This is a genomic window from Bacteroides sp. RCH18 (genome assembly GCF_058231005.1).
This window is the reverse complement of record NZ_JBIPTC010000001.1, coordinates 3,921,241-3,945,633: the sequence shown is the minus strand read 5'-3', so window position 1 is coordinate 3,945,633 and position 24,393 is coordinate 3,921,241. Positions and strand designations below refer to the sequence as shown.

Here is a 24,393-nt window from a genome sequence, read left to right as displayed (position 1 = left end):
TTATCAATTCCAAGTTAGATATTTTTAGTGCAGATTTTTAATTGTGTTAGTTTAAGGCAGAAGAGTTACCATACCTTCTGCCTTTTTTTACTAATCCATCCTGTATGACACCCGGATGTCGAGCATACCGACACCCGGGTGTTGTACGTCCTGACACCCGGGTGTCATACATACCGAGACCCGGGTGTCGTGCAAACCTCCCTCGCAAAGAGAGAAAGCCTATCCTTCGATAAAAAAAAGATTCTTCCTCAATACAAACAAAAAAGCACCGCATCTTTCCGTTTTCGCCCACTAATAAAGCATTTCCCAAACCGCATCTCTTTCAAGTAAATAAGCATTTAACAATCGGTTGAAAACTTATCTAAAAGATTTTTATGGAAAATTGTGGGGAATTGTGGGGAATTTCCTACTTTTACGCTCTCTTATTATAATAAGGTAAATGATACGTTTTTTAGGCAATATTGAAGTCAGGGCGGACGCCAAAGGAAGAGTGTTCATCCCCGCTACTTTCAGGAAGCAACTGCAAGCTGCTTCCGAAGAGAGACTTATTATGCGTAAAGACGTATTTCAGGACTGCCTGACACTGTACCCCGAGAGCGTGTGGAACGAGGAGCTGAATGAGCTCCGGAGCAGGCTGAACAAATGGAATAGCAAACACCAGCTCATTTTCAGACAGTTTGTGAGTGACGTCGAAGTAGTTACGCCCGACAGCAACGGACGCATACTGATCCCGAAGCGTTACTTACAGATTTGTAATATCCGTGGAGATATACGATTTATCGGTATCGACAACAAGATAGAGATATGGGCCAAAGAACGGGCAGAACAACCGTTCATGTCCCCCGAAGAGTTCGGTGCAGCATTAGAAGAGATTATGAACGATGAAAATAGACAAGATGGAGAAAGATGAGTTGACATACCACGTACCCGTACTGCTAAAGGAAAGCGTTGACGGAATGAATATTCATCCGGACGGAACGTATGTAGACGTTACCTTCGGAGGAGCAGGGCATTCGCGCGAGATTCTTTCACGCCTTGGAGAAGGCGGGCGCCTGCTGGGATTCGATCAAGACGAGGATGCCGAACGGAATATCGTCAATGATCCCCACTTCACCTTTGTACGCAGCAACTTCCGCTATTTGCAGAATTTCCTGCGGTATCATGACATCGAACAGGTGGACGCAATCCTCGCCGACCTCGGCGTGTCCTCCCACCATTTCGACGACAGCGAGCGTGGTTTCTCATTCCGTTTTGACGGAGCGCTGGATATGCGCATGAACAAACGTGCAGGACTAACCGCCGCCGACATCGTCAACACATACGAAGAAGAACGGCTCGCGAACATTTTCTATCTGTACGGTGAATTGAAGAACAGCCGCAAACTGGCATCCGTCATCGTAAAGGCCAGAAACGGACAGTCTATCCGGACTATCGGTGAGTTTCTGGAAATCATCAAGCCGCTTTTCGGACGCGAACGGGAGAAGAAAGAACTGGCGAAAGTATTTCAGGCACTCCGCATTGAAGTGAATCAGGAAATGGAAGCACTGAAAGAAATGCTGGCAGCAGCCACCGAAGCGCTGAAACCGGGGGGACGCCTTGTAGTGATCACGTATCACTCACTGGAAGACCGCATGGTGAAGAATATAATGAAAACAGGAAACGTAGAAGGGAAAGCGGAAACCGACTTCTTTGGAAACCTGCAAACTCCGTTCCGGTTGGTCAACAATAAAGTGATTGTCCCCGATGAAGCAGAGATAGAAAGAAATCCACGGTCGAGAAGTGCCAAATTACGAATCGCAGAGAAAAAATAATCTCAGATATGGAAGAAGAAGCAGTAAACAAAAAAGCAGAAGAGGGCAAAAAGAAAAAACGTACCTCATTGAAAAGTATTCTGGGAGGAGATATCCTCGCCACAGACTTTTTCCGCCGGCAGACGAAGCTGTTGGTGCTGATTATGGTATTCATCATCTTCTACATCCATAACCGCTATGCGAGCCAGCAACAACAGATCGAGATCGACCGGTTGAAAAAAGAATTAATCGACATTAAATACGATGCACTGACCCGTAGTTCGGAGCTGATGGAGAAAAGCCGTCAGTCACGCATCGAAGAGTATATATCAAACAAGGAAAGTGATTTGCAGACCTCTACCAACCCGCCTTACCTTATTAAATAAGGTGTAAGTGGAGAGTCTTAAAAGAGAATAAGCACTGTGGCAGTAAATAAGAAAAATATAATGACCCGTTACTTCTTTGTCATTCTGATCATGGCACTGATAGGAGTAGCAATTGTCGTCAAGGCAGGCGTGACCATGTTTGCCGAACGACAGTACTGGCAGGATGTAGCCGATCGTTTCGTAAAAGAAAACGTGACGGTGAAACCTAACCGCGGAAACATTATTTCTTCTGACGGTAAACTGATGGCAAGTTCACTGCCTGAATACAGAATCTACATGGACTTTATGTCCGGTGAAAAGGACGAAAAAAGAAGAAAGAAGGATCAGGCACGTCGGGATTCCATCCTCAAAGCCAATATGGATTCGATTTGCATCGGACTGCATAAGATATTCCCCGACAGAAGTGCGGCACAATTCAAGGCACACCTTCAAAAAGGACGTCAGGCCAAAAGCCGTAACTACCTGATCTACCCGAAGCGTATCTCTTATATACAATATAAAGAGGTGAAACGTCTGCCTGTCTTCTGCCTGAACCGCTATAAGGGAGGATTCAAGGAGTTGGCATATAATCAGCGCAAGAAACCTTTCGGCTCATTGGCAGCCCGTACCCTGGGAGATGTATATGCCGATACAGCCCAAGGAGCAAAGAACGGTATAGAACTCGCGTTCGATACGATTCTGAAAGGACGTGACGGGCTAACTCACCGCCAAAAGGTGATGAACAAATACCTGAACATTGTCGATGTCGCCCCGATCGACGGTTGCGACCTGATCACTACCATCGATGTAGGTATGCAGGATATTTGCGAAAAAGCATTGGTAGACAAGCTGAAAGAATTGAACGCCACCGTGGGTGTAGTCGTATTGATGGAAGTTGCAACCGGAGAGGTGAAGGCCATCGTCAATATGACGCAAGGCAGAGACGGTGAATATTATGAAGTGCGCAACAATGCAATCAGCGATATGCTCGAACCAGGTTCTACCTTCAAGACAGCCTCTATCATGGTAGCTCTGGAAGACGGAAAAATCACTCCGGACTATATCGTAGACACCGGCAACGGACAAAAGCCGATGCATGGCCGTGTCATGAAAGACCACAACTGGCATCGAGGCGGATACGGCAAACTGACTGTTACCGAGATTTTGGGAGTATCATCCAATGTCGGAACTTCCAGCATCATCGAGAACTTTTACGGAAGCAACCCGCAGAAGTTTGTGGACGGACTGAAACGGATGAGCATCGACCAGCCACTCCACCTGCAAATATCCGGAGAAGGAAAGCCGAATATTCGTGGTCCGAAAGAACGTTATTTTTCAAAAACGACTTTGCCATGGATGAGCATCGGCTATGAAACGCAGGTTCCACCGATCAATATTCTGACATTCTATAATGCAATAGCCAATAACGGAGTATCCATACGTCCGAAGTTTGTAAAAGCCGCCGTCAGAGACGGAGAAGTGATAAAGGAATATCCGACGGAAATCATCAATCCCAAGATCTGTTCGGACAAGACGCTGGCACAAATACGGGAAATCCTGCGGAAAGTGGTAGGTGAAGGACTTGCCAAACCGGCAGGAAGCAAGCAGTTCCATGTGTCCGGTAAGACCGGAACAGCACAGGTTTCGCAGGGAGCAGCCGGCTACAAGACAGGAAGAACCAATTATCTCGTCAGCTTCTGCGGATACTTCCCATCGGAAGAGCCGAAGTACAGTATGATTGTTTCGATCCAGAAACCCGGTTTGCCGGCTTCGGGAGGTTTGATGGCAGGTAGCGTATTCAGCAAGATTGCAGAAAGAGTGTATGCCAAAGACCTGCGCTTGCCACTCACAAGTGCCATTGATACCAATACGGTAGTCATCCCGAACGTTAAGGCAGGAGAAATGAGGGAAACGCAACGGGTGTTGGAAGAACTGAATATAAAGATACAAGGAAAAATCACCGATTCGGGAAAAGAAGTATGGGGAAGCACCCATCCTGCTCCTCAGGCGGTAGTTCTTGAAAGCCGGGGTATCATGCAGAACTTCGTGCCAAGCGTCGTAGGTATGGGAGCGAAAGATGCTGTTTATCTATTGGAAAGCAAAGGATTGAAAGTCAATCTGGTGGGAGTCGGGAAAGTAAAAAGCCAGTCGATAGCCAACGGCAGTGTTGCAAGAAAAGGGCAGACGATTACGCTTACGTTGCATTAAGAATTAAATTAAGTAGGACAGATATGTTATTAAACGAGTTACTGAAAACAATCCAGCCGGTGCAAGTGACCGGAGATTCAAGGATAGAGATCACCGGAGTCAACATTGACTCCCGTCTGGTGGAAGCCGGACAGCTGTTTATGGCGATGCGCGGTACGCAGACCGATGGTCACGCCTATATCCCCGCTGCCATTCAGAAGGGAGCGACTGCCATCCTCTGCGAAGATTTACCCGAGGAACCCGCAGCAGGAATCACTTATATCCAAGTGAAAGACAGCGAAGATGCAGTAGGAAAGATTGCAACGACATTCTACGGTAATCCGACTTCACAATTCGAGCTGGTCGGTGTGACGGGCACAAACGGCAAGACAACCATCGCCACCTTATTATATAATACATTCCGCTACTTCGGATATAAAGTGGGATTAATCTCTACTGTCTGCAACTATATCGACGATCAGCCGATTCCGACAGAACATACCACCCCCGACCCTATCACGCTCAACCGCTTGTTGGGGCAAATGGCAGACGAAGGATGCAAGTACGTCTTTATGGAAGTCAGTTCACATTCCATCGCTCAAAAACGTATCAGCGGATTAAAGTTTGCGGGAGGTATCTTCACGAACCTGACGCGCGATCATCTGGATTATCACAAAACAGTAGAGAACTATCTGAAGGCAAAGAAAAAGTTCTTTGACGATATGCCTAAAAACGCTTTCAGCCTCACCAACCTTGACGATAAGAACGGGCTGGTAATGACACAGAATACACGTTCCAAGGTCTACACCTATTCATTAAGAAGCCTCAGCGACTTCAAAGGCCGGGTTATAGAATCCCATTTTGAAGGAATGCTGCTCGACTTCAATAATCATGAACTGGCCGTTCAGTTTATCGGCAAGTTCAATGCATCCAATCTGTTGGCGGTATTTGGAGCAGCCGTATTATTGGGCAAAAAAGAGGAAGATATACTTCTTGCGCTCAGTACGCTCCATCCGGTAGCCGGACGTTTCGATGCCATCCGTTCTCCGAAAGGGGTAACGGCCATCGTTGACTATGCACATACTCCGGATGCGCTGGTGAATGTATTGAACGCCATTCATGGCGTACTCGAAGGCAAAGGAAAAGTGATCACCGTAGTAGGTGCCGGCGGCAACCGCGATAAGGGGAAACGCCCCATCATGGCAAAGGAGGCAGCGAAAGCCAGTGACCGGGTGATCATCACATCGGACAATCCGCGTTTTGAAGAGCCACAGGAGATTATCAACGATATGCTTGCCGGACTGGATGCGGAAGATATGAGAAAAACGCTCAGCATCGCCGACCGGAAAGAAGCGATCCGCACGGCTTGCATGCTTGCAGAAAAAGGAGACGTGATACTCGTTGCCGGAAAAGGACACGAAAACTATCAGGAAATCAAAGGAGTGAAACACCACTTTGACGACAAGGAAGTTTTGAAGGAAATATTTAATTGACAACATATAATTATTTGCAATAGACAGCATCTTATCAAGCGTGGGGCAACAATGAGAAACTGTAAATTGCAGGCTATAAATTGTAAATAGAAAAGAGATGTTATACTATCTGTTTGAATGGCTGCACAAGCTTAATTTTCCCGGAGCGGGAATGTTCGGTTATACCTCATTCCGTGCTTTGATGGCTGTTATCCTCGCATTGCTTATATCAAGTATATGGGGAGACAAATTCATCAATCTGCTTAAAAAGAAGCAAATCACGGAAACACAGCGTGACGCCAAGACCGACCCGTTCGGTGTCAACAAAGTAGGCGTGCCAAGCATGGGAGGTGTCATCATCATTGTAGCCATCCTTATACCTTGCCTGCTATTGGGTAAGCTGGATAATATATACATGATATTGATGCTGATCACCACTGTATGGCTGGGATCACTCGGTTTTGCCGACGACTATATCAAAATATTCAAGAAAGACAAGGAAGGCTTGCACGGTAAGTTCAAAATCATCGGTCAGGTGGGTCTGGGGCTGATTGTAGGCCTAACCCTGTATCTGAGTCCGGATGTAGTTATCCGTGAGAATATCGAGGTTCACACACCGGGACAGGAAATGGAAGTGATTCACGGAACCAATGATTTAAAATCTACCCAAACCACTATTCCTTTCTTCAAAAGTAACAACTTAGATTATGCCGACCTGGTGGGCTTTATGGGCGAACATGCACAGACAGCCGGATGGTTCCTGTTCGTGATCATAACGATCTTCGTTGTAACCGCCGTTTCCAACGGAGCCAACCTGAATGACGGTATGGACGGCATGGCGGCCGGGAACTCCGCCATTATCGGTGCCACGCTGGGAATACTGGCGTACGTATCATCACACATCGAATTTGCCAGCTACCTGAATATCATGTACATTCCGGGATCGGAAGAACTGGTAATCTACATTTGTGCCTTTATCGGTGCACTGATCGGTTTCTTATGGTACAACGCCTATCCGGCACAAGTATTCATGGGAGACACAGGCAGCCTGACTATCGGTGGTATCATTGCCGTATTTGCCATTATCATCCACAAAGAATTGCTGATACCGATTCTCTGCGGTGTATTTCTGGTAGAGAATCTATCAGTCATACTGCAACGCTTCTACTATAAGATAGGTAAGCGGAAGGGAGTGAAACAGCGGTTGTTCAAACGAACTCCGATACACGATCATTTCCGTACTTCGATGAGTCTGGTAGAACCGGGATGTACGGTGAAGTTCACGAAACCCGACCAACTGTTTCACGAATCAAAGATTACCGTCCGTTTCTGGATTGTAACGATTGTACTGGCAGCGATAACGATTATTACATTAAAAATACGATGAAAACAAATAGACTGCAAACGATAAAGTCAAAAGTAACTCCCATTCCCCTCCTTCTGGAAGGAGGGGTGCCCAAAGGGCGGGGTGGTAGGTCAAATAAGGTTATTCCTATTATATAGTAAATAACAGACTTATGTACTCACCTACCACCTCCCCCTACGGGTACTCCTCCTTCCCGAAGGAGGAGAATGGAGATAGAGCCGACTTTTTAGTCAACCTCTACCCAAGGGAGAGGGAACCGAGAATACTGATTGACCAATGCAGGATATTTGTAACATTAATATAGTTGAGAGTATTAACCCGATTATTAACTTTAAAAAGATGTGCGCAGCCGACGAGCGAAAAAGAAAAGATGAAAAGGAAGAGAGAAGAGTCTGCCTGTCGGAAAACAAAAGCACATTATTGTAAATGAAAAGAATTGTAATTTTAGGAGCCGGTGAAAGCGGCGCTGGTGCAGCCGTACTCGCCAAAGTAAAAGGATTTGAAACATTTGTTTCGGATATGTCCGCTATCAAGGATAAGTATAAGGAACTTCTGGACAGCCACCATATTGCCTGGGAGGAAGGACATCATACCGAAGAACTCATTCTGAATGCCGATGAGGTGATTAAAAGCCCCGGTATCCCGAATGACGCCCCGCTGATCCTGAAACTGAAAGCCCAAGGCACACCGGTTATCTCCGAAATTGAGTTTGCCGGACGCTATACCGATGCAAAAATGATCTGTATCACCGGTTCCAACGGAAAGACAACGACTACTTCCTTGATCTACCACATCTTTAAGAGTGCAGATCTGAATGTAGGACTGGCCGGAAATATCGGCAAGAGTCTGGCTTTGCAAGTAGCCGAAGAGCATCATGACTATTATATCATCGAACTCAGCTCTTTCCAACTGGACAATATGTATAACTTCCGTGCCAATATCGCCGTACTGATGAATATCACTCCGGACCATCTGGACCGATACGACCATTGTATGCAGAACTACATCGATGCCAAATTCCGTATTACGCAGAACCAGACAACGGACGACGCTTTCATCTTCTGGAACGATGACCCGATCATCAAACAGGAACTGGCAAAGCACGGTCTGAAAGCTCATCTGTATCCTTTCGCAGCCGTGAAGGAAGACGGAGCCATCGCATACGTAGAAGATCACGAAGTGAAGATTACCGAGCCCATCGCCTTCAACATGGAACAGGAGGAACTGGCACTGACCGGACAGCACAATCTTTACAACTCGCTGGCTGCCGGTATATCGGCAAACCTGGCAGGTATCACTAAAGAAAATATCCGCAAGGCGCTCTCCGACTTCAAGGGAGTGGAACATCGCCTGGAGAAAGTAGCGCGCGTACGCGGTATCGACTTCATCAACGACTCAAAAGCGACCAATGTCAACTCTTGCTGGTATGCCCTGCAAAGCATGACCACCAAGACAGTGCTGATACTGGGCGGCAAAGACAAAGGCAACGACTATACGGAAATAGAAGACCTGGTACGTGAAAAGTGCTCGGCACTGGTTTATCTGGGACTGCACAACGAAAAGCTGCACGACTTTTTCGACCGTTTCGGACTGCCCGTAGCCGATGTGCAGACCGGAATGAAGGATGCAGTAGAAGCAGCCTATAAACTGGCAAAGAAAGGAGAAACCGTATTGTTAAGCCCCTGCTGCGCCTCATTCGACCTCTTCAAAAGTTACGAAGACCGCGGTGATCAGTTTAAGAAATATGTAAGAGAATTATAAAATGGATTTATTAAAGAGCATATTTAAAGGCGACAAGGTAATCTGGATTATCTTCCTCTGTCTCTGCCTCATCTCGATTATCGAGGTGTTTTCGGCAGCATCGACGCTGACGTACAAAAGTGGTGACCACTGGGGACCGATAACACAGCACTCCATCATCCTGATGGTGGGTGCCGTAGTAGTGGTATTTCTGCATAACGTCCCCTACAAATGGTTCCAGGTATTCCCCGTCTTCCTGTATCCGATTTCCCTCGTTCTGCTGGCATTCGTCACGCTGATGGGTATCATTACAGGCGACCGTGTCAATGGGGCAGCCCGCTGGATGACCTTTATGGGACTGCAATTCCAGCCTTCGGAACTGGCAAAGATGGCTGTCATCATTGCCGTTTCGTTCATCCTGTCCAAGAGGCAGGATGAAGAAGGAGCCAACCCCAAAGCCTTTAAATACATCATGATCCTTACCGGACTGGTCCTTTTGCTGATTGCTCCGGAAAACCTGTCGACAGCCATGTTGCTGTTCGGCGTCGTATTCATGATGATGTTCATCGGACGGGTAGCGGCAAAGAAACTCCTTCTGTTGGCAGGAGGACTTGTGCTGATTGTCGCACTCGGTGTAGGTACGGTAGTTGCCATCCCTGCCAAAACACTGCACAATACCCCCGGACTTCATCGTCTGGAGACTTGGCAGAACCGTATCAAAGGCTTCTTTGATAAAGACGAAGTGCCCGCAGCCAAATTCGATATAGACAAAGACGCACAGATTGCGCATGCCCGTATTGCCATCGCTACCAGTCATGTAGTGGGCAAAGGACCGGGAAACTCCATACAGCGTGACTTCCTCAGTCAAGCATTCTCCGACTTTATCTTTGCGATTGTCATCGAAGAAATGGGATTGATAGGAGGCATATTTGTCGTATTCCTCTACCTCTGTCTGCTGATGCGGGCGGGACGCATCGCGCAAAAGTGCGAACGGACCTTCCCCGCCTTCCTTGTCATGGGTATCGCTTTGCTGCTGGTATCGCAGGCGATACTGAATATGATGGTTGCCGTGGGACTGTTCCCCGTAACAGGGCAGCCCCTGCCTTTGGTCAGCAAGGGAGGTACAAGTACACTGATCAACTGCGCTTATATCGGAATGATATTAAGCGTGAGCCGATATACCGCTCATCTGGAAGAACAGAAAGCGCATGATGCACAGATTCAGATGCAGATAGAAACCGGAACAGCTACTTCGGAGGCACAAGCCGCCGCCGAACCCACTGCACAGATTCTGAACAGCGATGCCAAGTTTGAGGATGAACATGATAGCAGTAAATGAAGATGAACGGATAGAAAGAAAGGATTATTATGGAAAAAGAACTTAGAATTATCATCAGCGGTGGAGGCACAGGAGGACATATCTTCCCTGCCGTATCTATCGCCAACGCTATAATAGAGCTGCGACCGGACGCGAAAATCTTATTTGTGGGCGCCGAAGGACGTATGGAGATGCAGCGGGTTCCCGATGCAGGCTATAAGATTATCGGACTGCCGATAGCCGGTTTCGACCGCAAACATTTATGGAAAAACGTATCCGTACTGATCAAACTGGCACGCAGCCAATGGAAAGCGCGCAGCATCATCAAAAACTTCCGCCCGCAAGTAGCGGTAGGCGTAGGAGGATACGCCAGCGGACCGACACTCAAAACAGCCGGAATGATGGGAGTGCCGACTCTGATTCAGGAACAGAACTCGTATGCCGGAGTCACGAATAAGTTGCTGGCACAAAAAGCAAAGGCTATTTGTGTCGCTTATGATGGAATGGAAAAGTTCTTTCCTGCCGATAAGATTATAATGACCGGAAATCCTGTTCGCCAGAATCTGACGAAGGATATGCCGGAAAAAGGCGCGGCACTGCGTTCCTTCAATCTGCAACCGGATAAGAAGACAATTCTGATTGTAGGCGGCAGCCTCGGCGCACGTACCATTAATAATACGCTGACTGCAGCATTAGCCACAATTAGAGAAAACAACGATATACAGTTCATCTGGCAGACCGGAAAATATTACTATCCGCAGGTGACAGAAGCCGTACGGGCAGCAGGAGAGCTTCCGAATCTGCATGTGACGGACTTCATCAAAGATATGGCAGCTGCTTACGCGGCCTCCGACCTCGTGATTTCACGCGCGGGAGCCGGCTCTATTTCAGAGTTTTGTCTGTTGCACAAGCCTGTGGTTCTGGTTCCTTCGCCCAATGTGGCAGAAGATCATCAGACCAAGAATGCACTGGCACTGGTAGACAAACAAGCCGCCATCTATGTAAAAGACAGCGAAGCGGAAGCAAAGTTGATGGATGTAGCCCTGAGCACAGTAGCTGACGACCGGAAACTGAAAGAACTAAGTGAGAATATAGCCAAGTTGGCTTTGCCCAACTCTGCACGAATCATCGCGCAGGAAGTAATCAAGCTGGCAGAAGCAGAAAACTAGTTGAGGTAATGCAAAAATCGCAACTATCCCAATTAGGATTGACTAAAAAGTCAGTAGGCTCCTAAATGGGATTGACTAAAAAGTCAGTACTATCTCAAATCTCCTCCTTCTGGAAGGAGGGGAATTAAAGATAGTACCGACTCTGATTAAAACTTGAAATGTTATTTGGAACAAGAATTATATAAAGAAACAGTATAAAGAAATGAATATTGAAACGATCAAATCAGTCTACTTTGTCGGTGCCGGAGGCATCGGTATGAGTGCGCTTGTCCGTTATTTCCTTTCCAAAGGAAAAGTGGTAGCCGGATACGACCGCACCCCGACTCCATTGACTGAAAACCTCATCGCCGAAGGCGCACAAATACATTACGAAGAAAACGTCCGACTGATTCCGGAAGCCTGCAAAGACAAAGAAAGCACTTTAGTCGTATTGACTCCCGCCGTTCCGCAGGAACACGAAGAATTGGTTTATTTCCGCAACAACGGATTCGAAATACAAAAACGCGCGCAAGTACTGGGAACGATCACTCATTCCAGCAAAGGTCTGTGTGTAGCCGGCACTCATGGCAAGACGACCACTTCTACCATGACCGCCCACCTATTCCACCAATCGCACATAGAATGTACCGCTTTCCTTGGAGGCATCTCCAAGAATTACGGCACCAATCTGCTGCTCTCTCAGAAAAGCCCTTATACGGTCATCGAAGCAGACGAGTTCGACCGGTCTTTCCATTGGCTGTCCCCTTATATGTCTGTCATCACTGCCACAGACCCCGATCATCTGGACATCTACGGAACAGAAAAGGCATACCTCGAAAGCTTCGAACATTATACAACCCTGATCCAGCCGGGCGGTGCACTGATTATCCGCAAAGGTATCTCACTGCAACCGAAAGTACAGGCCGGAGTCCGTGTCTATACCTATTCGCGTGACGAAGGAGACTTCCACGCCGAGAATATCCGCATCGGAAACGGTGAAATCTTCATCGACTTCGTTGCCCCCGACACACGTATCAACGATATCCAACTGGGAGTTCCGGTAAGCATCAACATCGAGAATGGTGTAGCCGCCATGGCACTCGCCCACCTCAACGGAGTGACCGACGAAGAGATCAGACAAGGAATGAACAGCTTCCGCGGTGTAGACCGTCGGTTCGATTTCAAGATCAAGAATGACCAGGTAGTCTTTCTGAGCGACTACGCCCATCATCCCTCTGAAATCAAACAGAGCGTGCTGTCTATCCGCGAACTCTATAAGGACAAGAAGATCACAGCCATCTTCCAGCCGCACCTGTACACCCGTACCCGCGACTTCTATCAGGACTTTGCCGATAGCCTGTCGCTACTGGACGAAGTCATTCTGGTAGACATCTATCCGGCTCGTGAGACACCGATCCCCGGTGTCACCAGCAAGCTGATATACGACAACCTCCGTCCGGGCATCGAAAAAAGTATGTGCAAAAAGGAAGAAATACTGAACATTCTGAAAGATAAAAACATTGAAGTATTAATAACTCTGGGAGCCGGAGACATAGACAATTATGTCCCCGAAATAAAGAAAGAACTGGAAAAAATGAAGAACGAAGAGCGAAGAACGAAGAACTAAGAATTTCTACGCTACATCATACAGTCGCGCAGCCAATTCTCAATTCTTCATTTTCAATTTTCAATTCTCAATTAAATAAAAACTATGGTAAAGAGAATCCTTCTATCTATCGTCATGTTGATGCTTATCGCCTACCTCGGCATAGCCATCACCGCTTTCAACCGCAAGCCTGCCGACCAGACCTGCCGTGACGTAGAACTGGTCATCAAGGATACCACTTATGCCGGCTTCATCACCAAAGAAGAAGTGAAAGGCATCCTCCAGCATAAAGGTATCTACCCTATCGGGAAAAAGATGGAGCGCATCTCTACCAAGTCGCTGGAACGGGAACTGAGCAAGCATCCGCTGATCGACGAAGCGGAATGCTACAAGACACCCAGCGGCAAAGTCTGCGTAGAAGTGACACAACGTATACCGATATTACGCATCATGAGTGCCAACGGAGAGAATTATTACCTTGATAATAAAGGAACCGTCATGCCGCCGGAAGCAAAATGCGTCGCACATCGGGCAATTGTCACCGGAAACGTAGAAAAGTCGTTTGCAATGAAGGATTTATATAAGTTTGGTGTATTTTTGCAAAACAATAAGTTCTGGGACGCCCAGATAGAACAAATCCATGTGTTGCCCGACCGCAACATCGAACTGGTACCTCGTGTAGGCGACCACCTCGTCTATCTCGGCAAACTTGAAAACTTTGAAAACAAACTGGCACGCCTGAAAGAATTCTACCAAAAAGGACTCAATCAGGTAGGCTGGAACAAATATTCACGCATCAGTCTTGAATTCAGCAACCAGATTATCTGTACGAAGAGAGAGAGTAATAGGTAATAAGTAACAGGTAACAGGTGATGGGATGAAGCTCTCAAAATAGAAAGTTGAAAATAATTAAATTGTAAATAAAGAGATGGCAACAACAGAATTTATCGCCGCTATTGAACTTGGTTCATCGAAGATAACCGGTGTGGCCGGAAGAAAGAACAGTGACGGAAGCATGCAGATACTGGCATACGCCCAGGAAGACTCTTCAACGTTTATCCGCAAAGGAGTGATCTTCAATCTGGACAAGACAGCACAAAGCCTGACTTCTATCATCAACAGACTGGAAGGTGAGTTGAAAAACTCAATCGCCAAGGTATACGTAGGCATTGGCGGACAATCCCTCCGCACAGTCCGCAACGTAGTAAGTCGCGACCTCGAAGAAGAAGCGATTATCTCGGAAGAGCTGGTAAACGCTATCGGCGATGAGAACGTAGCGATTCCGGTAGTCGATATGGATATACTGGACGTAGCGCCGCAAGAATACAAAGTCGGCAATAATCTGCAAGCCAACCCGGTGGGACTGGTAGGAAGCCACATCGAAGGACGTTTCCTCAATATCGTCGCCCGCTCTTCCGTACGGAAGAATCTGGAACACTGCTTCCAGCAGGCAAAGATCGATATTGCCGACCAACTGATCGCACCACTGGTAACAGCCAATGCCGTGCTGACCGAGAGCGAACGCCGTTCGGGCTGCGCACTCATCGACTTCGGAGCTGATACCACCACTATTTCGGTTTATAAAAACAACATTCTCCGCTTCCTGACAGTACTGCCGTTGGGAGGAAACAGCATCACCCGCGACATCACCACCCTGCAAATGGAGGAAGAAGAAGCGGAACGTCTGAAGAAAACTTACGGAGACGCCCTATACGAAGAAGACGAAAGCGAAGAGCCCGCCACCTGCAAGCTCGAAGATGAAAGCCGCACAATCGAACTGAGCAAGCTCAACAACATCATCGAGGCACGTGCCGAGGAAATCATCGCCAACGTATGGAACCAGATTCAAATCTCCGGCTACGAAGACAAACTGCTGGCCGGCATCATCCTCACAGGTGGCGCCGCCAACCTGAAGAATCTGGAAGAAATGCTTCGCAGACGCTCGAAGATAGAAAAGATGAGAATGGCAAAACTGCCTCGCAACACCGTTCACGCTCCCAGCAATATACTGAAGAAGGACGGTTCGCAGAACACCCTGTTCGGACTTCTGTTCGAAGGCAACCAGAACTGCTGCCTGATAGAAACCGCTCCCCAGATACCGGTCACTCCCAAACCGGAACCGGAAGTTCACAAGACCGTAGATATGTTTGAGGACGATCAGGAACTGAAAGAGCAAGCCCGACTGGCACGCCTCAAAAAAGAAGAGGAAGAGAAAGAAGCACGGGCAGCCGCCAAGGAAGCTGAAAGACTCCGCAAGCAGAAGGAGAAAGAAGAGAAAGAAAGACGCAAGAGAGAAGCCGGTCCCAGTTGGATTCAACGCAAGATCGACTCCCTGACCAAGGAAATCTTCTCTGATGACGATATGAAATAAATTCAAAATTCAATAATATGGACGAGATAGTACAATTCGATTTCCCGACCGACTCACCGAAAATCATCAAAGTGATTGGTGTAGGTGGCGGTGGCGGTAACGCTGTGAACCACATGTACCGGGAAGGCATACATGACGTAACGTTCGTTCTCTGCAACACGGACAACCAGGCATTGGCCGAGTCACCCGTTCCGGTGAAACTGCAACTGGGCCGTAGCATCACACAAGGACTTGGAGCCGGCAACCGTCCCGAACGGGCACGCGACGCCGCCGAAGAAAGTATTGACGATATCAAAGAACAGTTGAACGACGGCACCAAGATGGTATTCATCACTGCCGGAATGGGAGGAGGAACCGGAACCGGAGCCGCCCCTGTCATCGCCCGCATTGCGAAGGAGATGGATATTCTGACAGTAGGTATTGTCACCATTCCATTTATTTTCGAAGGAGAAAAGAAAATCATTCAGGCACTGGACGGCGTCGAGCGTATCGCCCAGCACGTAGATGCCCTGCTGGTCATCAACAACGAGCGCCTGCGCGAAATATATGCCGATCTTACCTTCATGAATGCTTTCGGCAAGGCCGATGATACGCTTTCCATCGCTGCAAAGAGTATCGCCGAGATTATTACCATGCGTGGTACCGTGAATCTGGACTTTGCCGATGTAAAGACCATCCTGAAAGACGGTGGTGTAGCCATCATGAGTACCGGATTCGGAGAAGGCGAGAACCGTGTCACCAAAGCTATCGATGATGCCCTCCACTCTCCGTTGCTGAACAACAACGACATCTTCAACGCTAAAAAGGTGATGTTGAACGTATCCTTCTGTCCCACGTCCGAACTGATGATGGAAGAAATGAACGAGATACACGAGTTCATGAGCAAGTTCCGCGAAGGTGTGGAAGTAATCTGGGGTGTCGCCGTAGACAACTCTTTGGACACCAAGGTAAAGATCACCGTACTCGCCACCGGATTTGGTGTAGAAGACGTGCCCGGTATGGACACACTGCACGAAGCCCGCAGTCAGGAGGAAGAAGAACGCCAGTTGCAGCTTGAAGAAGAGAAGGAGAAGAACAAAGAACGTATCCGCAAGGCATACGGTGAAAGTGCCGGTATCGGAAAGAAAAGCCTGCGCAGCCGTCGCCATATCTATATCTTCAATACCGAAGATTTGGACAACGACGACATCATCGCCATGATAGAGGAATCTCCTACTTACACGCGCGATAAAACGAAGCTGTTGAAGATCAAGACGAAAGCGGCTCTTGAAGAGGAAGTTGCCATGGAAGAGGCTACGGACAATGACGGAGTAATCACTTTCTAGATGGTTCTTCCCCTTGCTATTACAAATTGTAAATAATTAAAATATAAATATCATCATGGATTTATTTGACAAAGTCAGCGAAGACATTAAAAACGCAATGAAGGCAAAAGATAAAGTTGCCTTGGAGACTTTAAGAAACATAAAGAAATTCTTCATCGAAGCTAAAACAGCTCCGGGAGCCAACGATACACTGACAGACGAAGCAGCCTTGAAAATCATTCAGAAACTGGTGAAACAAGGTAAGGACTCTGCCGAAATATATATCGGACAGGGACGCCAGGATCTGGCTGACGGAGAACTGGCACAGGTTGCCGTAATGGAAGCTTATTTGCCCAAACAAATGACTGCTGAAGAACTGGAAGCTGCATTGAAGGAAATCATTGCCGAAACAGGTGCTACCAGCGGAAAAGATATGGGTAAGGTGATGGGAGTTGCCTCCAAGAAGTTGGCAGGACTGGCAGAAGGCCGTGCTATTTCTGCAAAAGTAAAAGAGTTGTTGGGATAAGCCCCCACACCTCCTCCCAGAAATAAAAAAAACTTTTTGGTCTCACGGTCTCATTCCATTAAGATAAGCCGTAGATAATCAGCAACATAAAGAGTGAGAGATCCTTTTCAAGCAGGTGTCTCTCACTCTTTTCTTCATTCAAACAGCTATTTTTCACATATCTCTCATTCACTTCAAGGGTATCTCTCATTGTTTTTAAGGCTTTATATGTTATCCTGATACCTATATCCTTCTCTTTTGATACCTACATCTGCATGTTTTCTTACCGATATCTTCATCGTTCCACCCGGGTAGGACGAACTGTCTACTACTGTGACACGATCAGTTCACCTAAGTGCGATAATCATATCACCCGGGTAGAACGATGAAGATATCGGTGAGATAATATGATAATACCAATTGAAAGACAGGAAAACATAGGATCATTTGCATCTAAAAGAGCGGTAAACAATAACTTCTTGATTTATGAAATTACCTATTTGACATCAAGTTACAAGAATAAAAACATAATAAATGGCATTATATAAATTAAATTCTTACTTTTGTAACAATAGGAAGATAACATTCCTGCTTTGACGACAGGCAAAACATTCTTTTTGAATAGTTTCTACAACGAACTAAATTACGACAAACAGATGAAAAGCAGTACATTGATAACTATTCTATCTACATTCTTATTAGTAGGGTGCAGCAAACAACAATCCACTTTGGACAAACAACTGGATGAGGTTGAAAAAATCATAGAAGTAAATCCTGATAGCGCATCAAGCATACTGGAAAACATAGCATCTCCGGAGCAGCTGGATGATAAAACCTTTGCACGTTGGTGTATGTTATCGGGCAAAGTCACTGACGAAATCTTTAATACCCTATTGCCATCTTATCAATTCGAGCGAGCTAACGCTTGGTATTCATCCTACGGTAAACCCAATGAACAAGTACAAATCTTAATTTATTTAGGACGTTCCTATGCAAATGACGGGGATTATGACAAAGCAATGTCTATATATACTAATGCGTTAGAGATTGGCGAAAAGAATAAACTCTATAATTTAGTTGGGTATACATATAGCTATATAGGCGACTTATATAGAGAGAAAGCCATGCGAACAGAAGCTATCAAAAAATACGAAATGGCTGCCGACAATTTCAAAAAAGAAAATAACACTGATAGCTACGCTTGTGCTCTAAGAGACATGGGACGTGAATATGCAAGTATTGATTCGTTATCACACGCTATAGAAATTCTATCTACAGCGGACTCTCTTACAGCAAACTCCAAGGACATAGATGTAAGAGCTGCCATCGACAATGCTTTAGGAAATATCTATGTAATGCAAAACAAATATGATGAAGCCAAAAAATTCTTCTACAAAGCACTGGAAGGAAGAGAAAAAATGCCTAACTACATGGCATTAATTGATCTATACATAGCGTCTGACTCTATAAGCCAAGCAAAAGGGCTGCTACAGAAGATTCCACAAGATGATCCTACCTATACTTATAGTATTAAATATTTGTATTACCAGATATACAAATCGGAGAAAAAATATGAGAAAGCACTCACTTATCTGGAAGAATGTACAGACTTGGTAGATTCCATTGTATATGCAGATAATCAATCTAAGATACTAAACATAGAATCTAAATATAACCACTTGAAAATTAGCAAGGAAATAGATAAATTAAAGATGAAGCAACAAAGCTACATTATAGTTTCTGTTATCTGCATTGCAGCTCTACTATTAATGGTTATAGGATATTTATTATACAGAAAACAAGCAAAAGAGAAGATACTAAAGCAGCAAAAAGAATTAGATAAGATGAAATTAGACCTATACACACTTTCTCTTGAACTTGAAAAAAAACGAAGTTTATTAAACACATTCAAAGAAAAAGACGAAAATTATGATAAAATGCAAAAAGAAATAGATCACCTATTCACTAATTACAGGAAATTACAGAACAAAATATTAACCGATTCTCCTTTATATAAAGAACTTGTTTCTCTTGCTAATAAAAATACACCTAGAATTACAGAACCATTGATAAGCAAAAATCAATGGAAACTCATAGTTAACGAAATAACAAGTATTTATCCCAACCTTTACAATTATTTATTTAGCTTATGCCCGACTTTATCAGACGAAGATTTTCAATATTGTTGTTTCTACCTATATGGATTCGACACTAATGTAGAAGCAAAATTATTAAATATTGCCATTGGCTCTGTAAGTAGAAAGCATACCAGGCTTAAAGGAAAACTGAATATAACACTACCAAGCAACTCAACTTTATATGAATACTTGATGATAAATATGGGGTAGCTTTCATGTTTATATGAACATTTTGTATCTGTCACACTGATGGTACACACAAAAAGCATAACCAGCTGATTATCAAGCACCACTTGTCCATGTCAAAACAATCATTTTACTAAATGTAGATCTCTATTTTTCATAAATTTGCAGAAAACATTTAGACATATGAGAAAGTTAAGCATTACACTATTATTAATTGGCATTTCATTCATGACAATGGAAGCCAATAATTATTCAACAGACCACAAAACTCGAATCTATTTTAAGAAGTGGAATGAACGCCAAAAGACAGTTATTTTTTTACCTATAGAAGCTACTATAGAAGAAAATAACATTGAAGTGCAGTTTTTTGAAAAATCGAACGAGCCAGCCACCTTCCAAGTTAAAGACAAAAATGGAAACATTGTATTCCAAGACGTGGTGATTCCTGATAAGCTAGAAATCTATCAAATAGATTTAGATGGCTTTAAAGCCGATCAATATGAACTACTTTATATAGAAAAAGCTGTGACTTTCATTGGAGAGTTTGAAATCGAGTAGGTAAAACCTCAGCTCATAAAATAATATTAACTAAAAATTATACCATGAGAAAACTATTAATTATCGTATCATTGTTTACAATGATGTCATGTCAAGAGAATCTTGGTATGATTGACAGTGAAAACTTACCGGAAACAAGTAGTAGCATGAACCCTGAATTCAAAGTTAATGAAGAAGACATTCAATCGACTATTGATGAGTTTTATGGAGTATCCTCTCTCTCTCCTACAAGGGTAGAGAATTCTGTTAGTATAAAAAAAATAACTTCATTGACTAAAAGCAAGACACGAAATATTGGCAGTGACTCTGATATAGATGTGAATGACATTCTTTATATAGTAAAGTTATCTAATGGAAATACTGCTTTTGTTGCAGCTGATAAGCGTGCCAAATCATTATATGGCATTGCAGATGGAAATGTAGAGCTTGACAATACTGATCTCATAAACAGCAACATACCCGGTGGATTAGTTGCCATTTTAAGCAATGCAATAGCCGATATTAAGTATTCTATAAAATACAATACTGAAGTTAATGACGATTGGAAAACGGTAAACGTTTCCACAAGGGCAGACTCAGATATAGTTGGAGGAAAAGAAATGTTTACCATGGAGCCAAGGTGTCCAGTTTCTTGGCATCAATTCGCTCCGTTTAATAATGCATGTCCTCTATATACCAACAGCAATGGAGATAAAGTACACTCTGCTGCGGGATGCGTTGCAGTTGCAGCAGCACAAGCTCTATTATGTTTATGGGACCGTTCAAAAACTACTTTTTATTACTACACATTAATAACATCATGGGATCGGCTAAGCGAAATAAAACATGACAATCAGTTTATTGCCGGAAGTGATGAAGAAACTGATGTCGCAAATTTAATACATGAAATCGGACAAGCAGTAGGAATGAAGTATGGACCGAGTAGTAGTGCGAATACAGAAGATGCAGTAAAAGCCGTATGCCTTTTATCACAAGGTTATCTTAAATATGAAAGGTCCCCTTTTAATGAAACTATTGAAAATACTTTAATACAGAAAAGTGGTATAGTATGGTTATCTGCCAGAAATAGTAATGACGAAGGGCATTCAATGCTAATAGATGCATTACGTTTCGTATTTACTACTGGGGCTTGTGGCACATGCATAGATGCAACAAAATATGTAAAGAGATATTTCCATATCAATTATGGATGGGGGGAAAGTTATAATGGTTATTATCTTTATATACCACAGTCAGATAATTATGATCAGGATTTGAGATGGGAAGGCACATCTAGAACCTTTCCATATCAAATGAAAGCATTCAGTGTATGGCAAACAAAAAATGAATAAAATGAAATACAAATTAACCATAGTTGTCCTTTATATGATCATAAGTTCGTGCAATAATACTGATTCCAATGAATTCGCTTTCTCTAACTATAGTTGGGAATGCCCCAAAGAAGGAGGTAAGGAAATATTCACATCCAATAAAGAAGAATGGAAAATTGATCAGTTAATACTTGATGGAATTATTATTAAAGAATATAGTCCAGAATATATTGATAAAAATCAGAGTTTTCCACCTGACAAATTTGAATTTGATTTTTTCTCTTTTAAAATCGAAGGAAAGAAAGTTACTATTTGTATACTAGAAAACACAACAGGAAAAAGTAGAAGCATAAAATTTATATGCAGACATGTAAATACATATCATACTATAACTGTTGTACAGCTACCTGATATCAATATCATTGAACACTCTGGAAACTAAAAGTTTCGATGAATATGTATTATATAGTTGGCATAACAGTAATACGAAGAGTATTCTCTTAAAAAGATAAAAGATCAATCAAAAGACACATTAATTAAACAATCTAATAATAAGTAATCATGAAAACAACAAAATCTAATATTCTATCAGGACTTACCTATACTTTATCAGTAATAGGTTGTCTATTTGTTGCTTCGTGTGCAGATAATGGGAATTATATTGAAAAAGATTCGAGTATAAAATCTGAGTCTGATAATTCAAAATATGACGAAAATAACTATAGTTTTAATACTATAAACTTATGGGGTAGTGAAGCGGCTGTAGTTGACAAAGGAGACTACTATATTTTTCAAGGTGACATTCACTTATTAAAAGAAGATTTAATCCAAACCAGAGGTGCTGCCAGAATAGATCGTAGATGGCCTAACAATAAAGTTTATTATTCTGTGGACGGTATTCCGGCTATATATACAAAGTATATATACAAAGCAATAGAATGGATTGAGAATGGTTCATATATCGATATGGTACCCCGTTACAATGAAGGAGACTATATTCAATTCAATTTTTTGGATCAAAATGAATGGTCAGCATATTCCGATTATGTAGGCAGAAAAGGAGGCACTCAAAATATAGGACTATCCCGGGAAGCAATTATAAGCGTTGGCACTATTGCTCATGAAATATGCCATACTATTGGGATGTATCATGAAATGAGCAGAACCGATAGGGACAATTACATACGTATTAATTTTGAAGGTATGGATGAAGATACACGATATCAGTATAAAACTTATGCCGAAATGAATCAGAATGGAGTAAATGTAGGAAGTTTCGATTTTGGTTCTATAATGATGTATTCTTCTGGGGGAGTCATGTACAAACTTGATAATAGTTACATAAGATCACAAAGAGATAGTCTATCAAATACTGACATGTTAACTCTGGCAACATTACAACCTATAGGAGACCAATTCAAATTTTTCGATCCATACGGTTATAATGAACCTTACGACAGCGATTATGAATATAGAAGGACCAAAATCATACAATGTCCTGAAGGGGCTAAGATAGACTTCAAATTTCAATATAATTATAAACCTACATCATCTAACTTAGGCGGATATACTGTAGACGATTTTAATGTCAGAACCATAATCTCAATTATCAATAGAAATACTAATCAAGAAGTTTATTCAAAAGAAATCCCCCTTGGCGTCACTACAACATGGACAGATATCTATTTAAGAGGTATCAATATACCACAAGGCGGATTCACTACAAAGGTAACATTAATAGGTTCAGTGAAGGGGACATCTACCTCTGATAAATTAAATGCTCTAAAAAGAGTTATGTACAATCCAAGTGTATATTTGCATCTTGATAAAGTTGAAATAAAAGGAGTAAATAAACATATTCCCAATGAATTTGGAAATGATGATAGAATCTTTACGTTCATATCAATATGATAAACAGGATATATAACACTTTTGTATTTTTAATCATTATAGGTTTATGCTTTTATTCTTGTAATGACGATGAGAAGCAAAAAGAAAAATATAAAATAATGACTCTAAAAGTCGCAGCTTATAGAGATTATTATGTTGCACCAGAGCATGGTATAACTACCAATATATTGGGTTATGTTGTTACGGATGAAAACAACAAGACATACATCATCGAAACAATCAAAGGTTTTGAAGATGAGTATGAAGAAGGGTATGAGTTTGTGATTAAAGTCAAAGCAGTAAACAAAAATCAAGGCGAACCGGTACAAGATCTATTGGGATATTATTATTATCTATTGGAAGTATTAAGTAAGGAGAAAGTTTAAGGCGCTGATTAGAAAACTGGTCATATAAAAAATCCTCTATGAATTAGCAGTAGGGAGTGGTAGCTTTTTATCACTCCCTTATTGGACTATTCGTTTTTTATTATAATATTGCATAATCATAAATAACTGCATGTCGACATATATTCATCTACATAAAGAAGCCATTAGAAAGATATGAGACTAGATCAAACTAAATTATTAGATTTTCTATTCACAGCTTTCATCCTAATTGGCTGCAAAGAAAACATTGATACCAGCTCATGTCTAAACTGTTTTTTTCCAAAATATGCAGTTATTTTTTCGTAGCTTACTGTTCAAGCCTTACACCGATAACACAAAAACAGTGCAATAAACTTTATACGTCCTAAGTTTATATTTTTACCAAAATATATTTGCAGAATAGATACTAATTCTATATCTTTACTTTTGCCCCTATCTTAGTGCACTTCATAGTCAAGAGATTAGTTCTTTAATACTACAAAGTCTCTAAAAAACAGGATTTTATACAAACCTTCAAATTAGTTATATGGATATGATAACAAAAATAATTTCGGAGAAGAAACTTTTTTGGATAAGTTTCGCCATAGTTGGGTATTTTTGTTTATTATATTTAAATGCTTACTTCGCAAAATCCGACTTAGTTTTCATAGGGTGGGTTCAAGAACTACTAACGATACCATTTATACTTTTTCAGTTTATACTTTTAATCATTGCGATTTTGTACTGCATTAAAGAAACATTTCGAATAAACAG

General features: G+C 43.1%; 20 protein-coding genes. All 20 read left to right on the top strand.

What is annotated here, in order from left to right:
• The first annotated feature begins 439 nt into the window (after positions 1-439).
• The 20 genes from mraZ (at position 440) to ACHLI0_RS15235 (ending at position 23,640) form a co-directional block, all read left to right on the top strand.
• Positions 440-910, top strand: coding sequence for a division/cell wall cluster transcriptional repressor MraZ (mraZ, locus tag ACHLI0_RS15330; protein ID WP_008763721.1), 471 nt, complete (start codon positions 440-442; stop codon positions 908-910).
• On the top strand, positions 897-1,811 hold the full coding sequence (rsmH, locus tag ACHLI0_RS15325; RefSeq protein WP_054959785.1) for a 16S rRNA (cytosine(1402)-N(4))-methyltransferase RsmH: 915 nt from the start codon (positions 897-899) through the stop codon (positions 1,809-1,811). The genes mraZ and rsmH overlap by 14 nt, the downstream gene beginning before the upstream one ends.
• Before the next feature lie 8 nt (positions 1,812-1,819).
• Positions 1,820-2,176 carry an FtsL-like putative cell division protein gene (locus tag ACHLI0_RS15320; protein ID WP_008763719.1) on the top strand — a complete coding sequence of 119 codons (357 nt, stop codon included), beginning with the start codon at positions 1,820-1,822 and terminating at the stop codon, positions 2,174-2,176.
• A gap of 60 nt (positions 2,177-2,236) precedes the next feature.
• Positions 2,237-4,363 carry a penicillin-binding protein gene (locus ACHLI0_RS15315; protein ID WP_032814227.1) on the top strand — a complete coding sequence of 709 codons (2,127 nt, stop codon included), beginning with the start codon at positions 2,237-2,239 and terminating at the stop codon, positions 4,361-4,363.
• Positions 4,364-4,386: 23 nt separating this feature from the next.
• Entirely contained in the window at positions 4,387-5,835 is a 1,449-nt protein-coding gene (locus ACHLI0_RS15310) for a UDP-N-acetylmuramoyl-L-alanyl-D-glutamate--2,6-diaminopimelate ligase (protein ID WP_490749534.1), read from the top strand.
• Between the two features lie 97 nt (positions 5,836-5,932).
• Positions 5,933-7,201 (top strand): phospho-N-acetylmuramoyl-pentapeptide-transferase, encoded by a 1,269-nt coding sequence (gene mraY / locus ACHLI0_RS15305; protein WP_008763716.1) that lies wholly within the window; start codon positions 5,933-5,935, stop codon positions 7,199-7,201.
• A 405-nt stretch (positions 7,202-7,606) separates the two neighbouring features.
• The gene (gene murD, locus ACHLI0_RS15300; RefSeq protein ID WP_048696462.1) at positions 7,607-8,941 is read left to right on the top strand and encodes a UDP-N-acetylmuramoyl-L-alanine--D-glutamate ligase; all 1,335 of its coding nucleotides are present in this window, start codon (positions 7,607-7,609) and stop codon (positions 8,939-8,941) included.
• A gap of 1 nt (position 8,942) precedes the next feature.
• Complete coding sequence (locus tag ACHLI0_RS15295; protein ID WP_008763712.1) at positions 8,943-10,259, top strand: FtsW/RodA/SpoVE family cell cycle protein; 1,317 nt, start codon at positions 8,943-8,945, stop codon at positions 10,257-10,259.
• Positions 10,260-10,288: 29 nt separating this feature from the next.
• Positions 10,289-11,407: an undecaprenyldiphospho-muramoylpentapeptide beta-N-acetylglucosaminyltransferase gene (gene murG / locus ACHLI0_RS15290; RefSeq protein WP_258971151.1), complete on the top strand. Its 1,119-nt coding sequence runs from the start codon at positions 10,289-10,291 to the stop codon at positions 11,405-11,407.
• A 202-nt stretch (positions 11,408-11,609) separates the two neighbouring features.
• Complete coding sequence (gene murC / locus ACHLI0_RS15285) at positions 11,610-13,013, top strand: UDP-N-acetylmuramate--L-alanine ligase (RefSeq protein WP_055222050.1); 1,404 nt, start codon at positions 11,610-11,612, stop codon at positions 13,011-13,013.
• An 84-nt stretch (positions 13,014-13,097) separates the two neighbouring features.
• Positions 13,098-13,844: a cell division protein FtsQ/DivIB gene (locus ACHLI0_RS15280; protein ID WP_008763709.1), complete on the top strand. Its 747-nt coding sequence runs from the start codon at positions 13,098-13,100 to the stop codon at positions 13,842-13,844.
• A gap of 76 nt (positions 13,845-13,920) precedes the next feature.
• Complete coding sequence (gene ftsA, locus ACHLI0_RS15275; protein ID WP_490749533.1) at positions 13,921-15,363, top strand: cell division protein FtsA; 1,443 nt, start codon at positions 13,921-13,923, stop codon at positions 15,361-15,363.
• 17 nt (positions 15,364-15,380) lie between these two features.
• Positions 15,381-16,688 (top strand): cell division protein FtsZ, encoded by a 1,308-nt coding sequence (gene ftsZ, locus ACHLI0_RS15270; RefSeq protein WP_008763706.1) that lies wholly within the window; start codon positions 15,381-15,383, stop codon positions 16,686-16,688.
• Positions 16,689-16,743: 55 nt separating this feature from the next.
• Entirely contained in the window at positions 16,744-17,193 is a 450-nt protein-coding gene (locus ACHLI0_RS15265; protein ID WP_008763705.1) for a GatB/YqeY domain-containing protein, read from the top strand.
• A gap of 635 nt (positions 17,194-17,828) precedes the next feature.
• Positions 17,829-19,520, top strand: coding sequence for a BT3442 family protein (locus ACHLI0_RS15260; RefSeq protein ID WP_070750021.1), 1,692 nt, complete (start codon positions 17,829-17,831; stop codon positions 19,518-19,520).
• 159 nt (positions 19,521-19,679) lie between these two features.
• Positions 19,680-20,054, top strand: a complete 375-nt coding sequence (locus ACHLI0_RS15255) for a DUF3244 domain-containing protein (RefSeq protein ID WP_070750006.1) — start codon at positions 19,680-19,682, stop codon at positions 20,052-20,054.
• 44 nt (positions 20,055-20,098) lie between these two features.
• Positions 20,099-21,385 carry a C10 family peptidase gene (locus tag ACHLI0_RS15250; RefSeq protein ID WP_070750005.1) on the top strand — a complete coding sequence of 429 codons (1,287 nt, stop codon included), beginning with the start codon at positions 20,099-20,101 and terminating at the stop codon, positions 21,383-21,385.
• 1 nt (position 21,386) lies between these two features.
• Positions 21,387-21,806, top strand: coding sequence for a hypothetical protein (locus ACHLI0_RS15245; protein ID WP_070750020.1), 420 nt, complete (start codon positions 21,387-21,389; stop codon positions 21,804-21,806).
• 119 nt (positions 21,807-21,925) lie between these two features.
• On the top strand, positions 21,926-23,275 hold the full coding sequence (locus ACHLI0_RS15240; RefSeq protein WP_070750004.1) for a M12 family metallopeptidase: 1,350 nt from the start codon (positions 21,926-21,928) through the stop codon (positions 23,273-23,275).
• Positions 23,272-23,640: a hypothetical protein gene (locus tag ACHLI0_RS15235; RefSeq protein ID WP_070750003.1), complete on the top strand. Its 369-nt coding sequence runs from the start codon at positions 23,272-23,274 to the stop codon at positions 23,638-23,640. The genes ACHLI0_RS15240 and ACHLI0_RS15235 overlap by 4 nt, the downstream gene beginning before the upstream one ends.
• Positions 23,641-24,393 lie beyond the last annotated feature (753 nt).

Excerpts from the sequence above, each read along its gene's own strand:
- ACHLI0_RS15235 (WP_070750003.1), top strand. The coding sequence starts at position 23,272 with ATGATAAACAGGATATATAACACTTTTGTATTTTTAATCATTATAGGT.
- ACHLI0_RS15295 (WP_008763712.1), top strand. The coding sequence starts at position 8,943 with ATGGATTTATTAAAGAGCATATTTAAAGGCGACAAGGTAATCTGGATT.
- ACHLI0_RS15255 (WP_070750006.1), top strand. The coding sequence starts at position 19,680 with ATGAGAAAGTTAAGCATTACACTATTATTAATTGGCATTTCATTCATG.
- mraY (WP_008763716.1), top strand. The coding sequence starts at position 5,933 with ATGTTATACTATCTGTTTGAATGGCTGCACAAGCTTAATTTTCCCGGA.
- ftsZ (WP_008763706.1), top strand. The coding sequence starts at position 15,381 with ATGGACGAGATAGTACAATTCGATTTCCCGACCGACTCACCGAAAATC.
- ftsA (WP_490749533.1), top strand. The coding sequence starts at position 13,921 with ATGGCAACAACAGAATTTATCGCCGCTATTGAACTTGGTTCATCGAAG.
- rsmH (WP_054959785.1), top strand. The coding sequence starts at position 897 with ATGGAGAAAGATGAGTTGACATACCACGTACCCGTACTGCTAAAGGAA.
- murG (WP_258971151.1), top strand. The coding sequence starts at position 10,289 with ATGGAAAAAGAACTTAGAATTATCATCAGCGGTGGAGGCACAGGAGGA.
- ACHLI0_RS15265 (WP_008763705.1), top strand. The coding sequence starts at position 16,744 with ATGGATTTATTTGACAAAGTCAGCGAAGACATTAAAAACGCAATGAAG.
- ACHLI0_RS15250 (WP_070750005.1), top strand. The coding sequence starts at position 20,099 with ATGAGAAAACTATTAATTATCGTATCATTGTTTACAATGATGTCATGT.
- ACHLI0_RS15310 (WP_490749534.1), top strand. The coding sequence starts at position 4,387 with ATGTTATTAAACGAGTTACTGAAAACAATCCAGCCGGTGCAAGTGACC.
- ACHLI0_RS15245 (WP_070750020.1), top strand. The coding sequence starts at position 21,387 with ATGAAATACAAATTAACCATAGTTGTCCTTTATATGATCATAAGTTCG.
- ACHLI0_RS15240 (WP_070750004.1), top strand. The coding sequence starts at position 21,926 with ATGAAAACAACAAAATCTAATATTCTATCAGGACTTACCTATACTTTA.
- mraZ (WP_008763721.1), top strand. The coding sequence starts at position 440 with ATGATACGTTTTTTAGGCAATATTGAAGTCAGGGCGGACGCCAAAGGA.
- ACHLI0_RS15315 (WP_032814227.1), top strand. The coding sequence starts at position 2,237 with ATGACCCGTTACTTCTTTGTCATTCTGATCATGGCACTGATAGGAGTA.
- ACHLI0_RS15260 (WP_070750021.1), top strand. The coding sequence starts at position 17,829 with ATGAAAAGCAGTACATTGATAACTATTCTATCTACATTCTTATTAGTA.
- ACHLI0_RS15320 (WP_008763719.1), top strand. The coding sequence starts at position 1,820 with ATGGAAGAAGAAGCAGTAAACAAAAAAGCAGAAGAGGGCAAAAAGAAA.
- murD (WP_048696462.1), top strand. The coding sequence starts at position 7,607 with ATGAAAAGAATTGTAATTTTAGGAGCCGGTGAAAGCGGCGCTGGTGCA.
- murC (WP_055222050.1), top strand. The coding sequence starts at position 11,610 with ATGAATATTGAAACGATCAAATCAGTCTACTTTGTCGGTGCCGGAGGC.
- ACHLI0_RS15280 (WP_008763709.1), top strand. The coding sequence starts at position 13,098 with ATGGTAAAGAGAATCCTTCTATCTATCGTCATGTTGATGCTTATCGCC.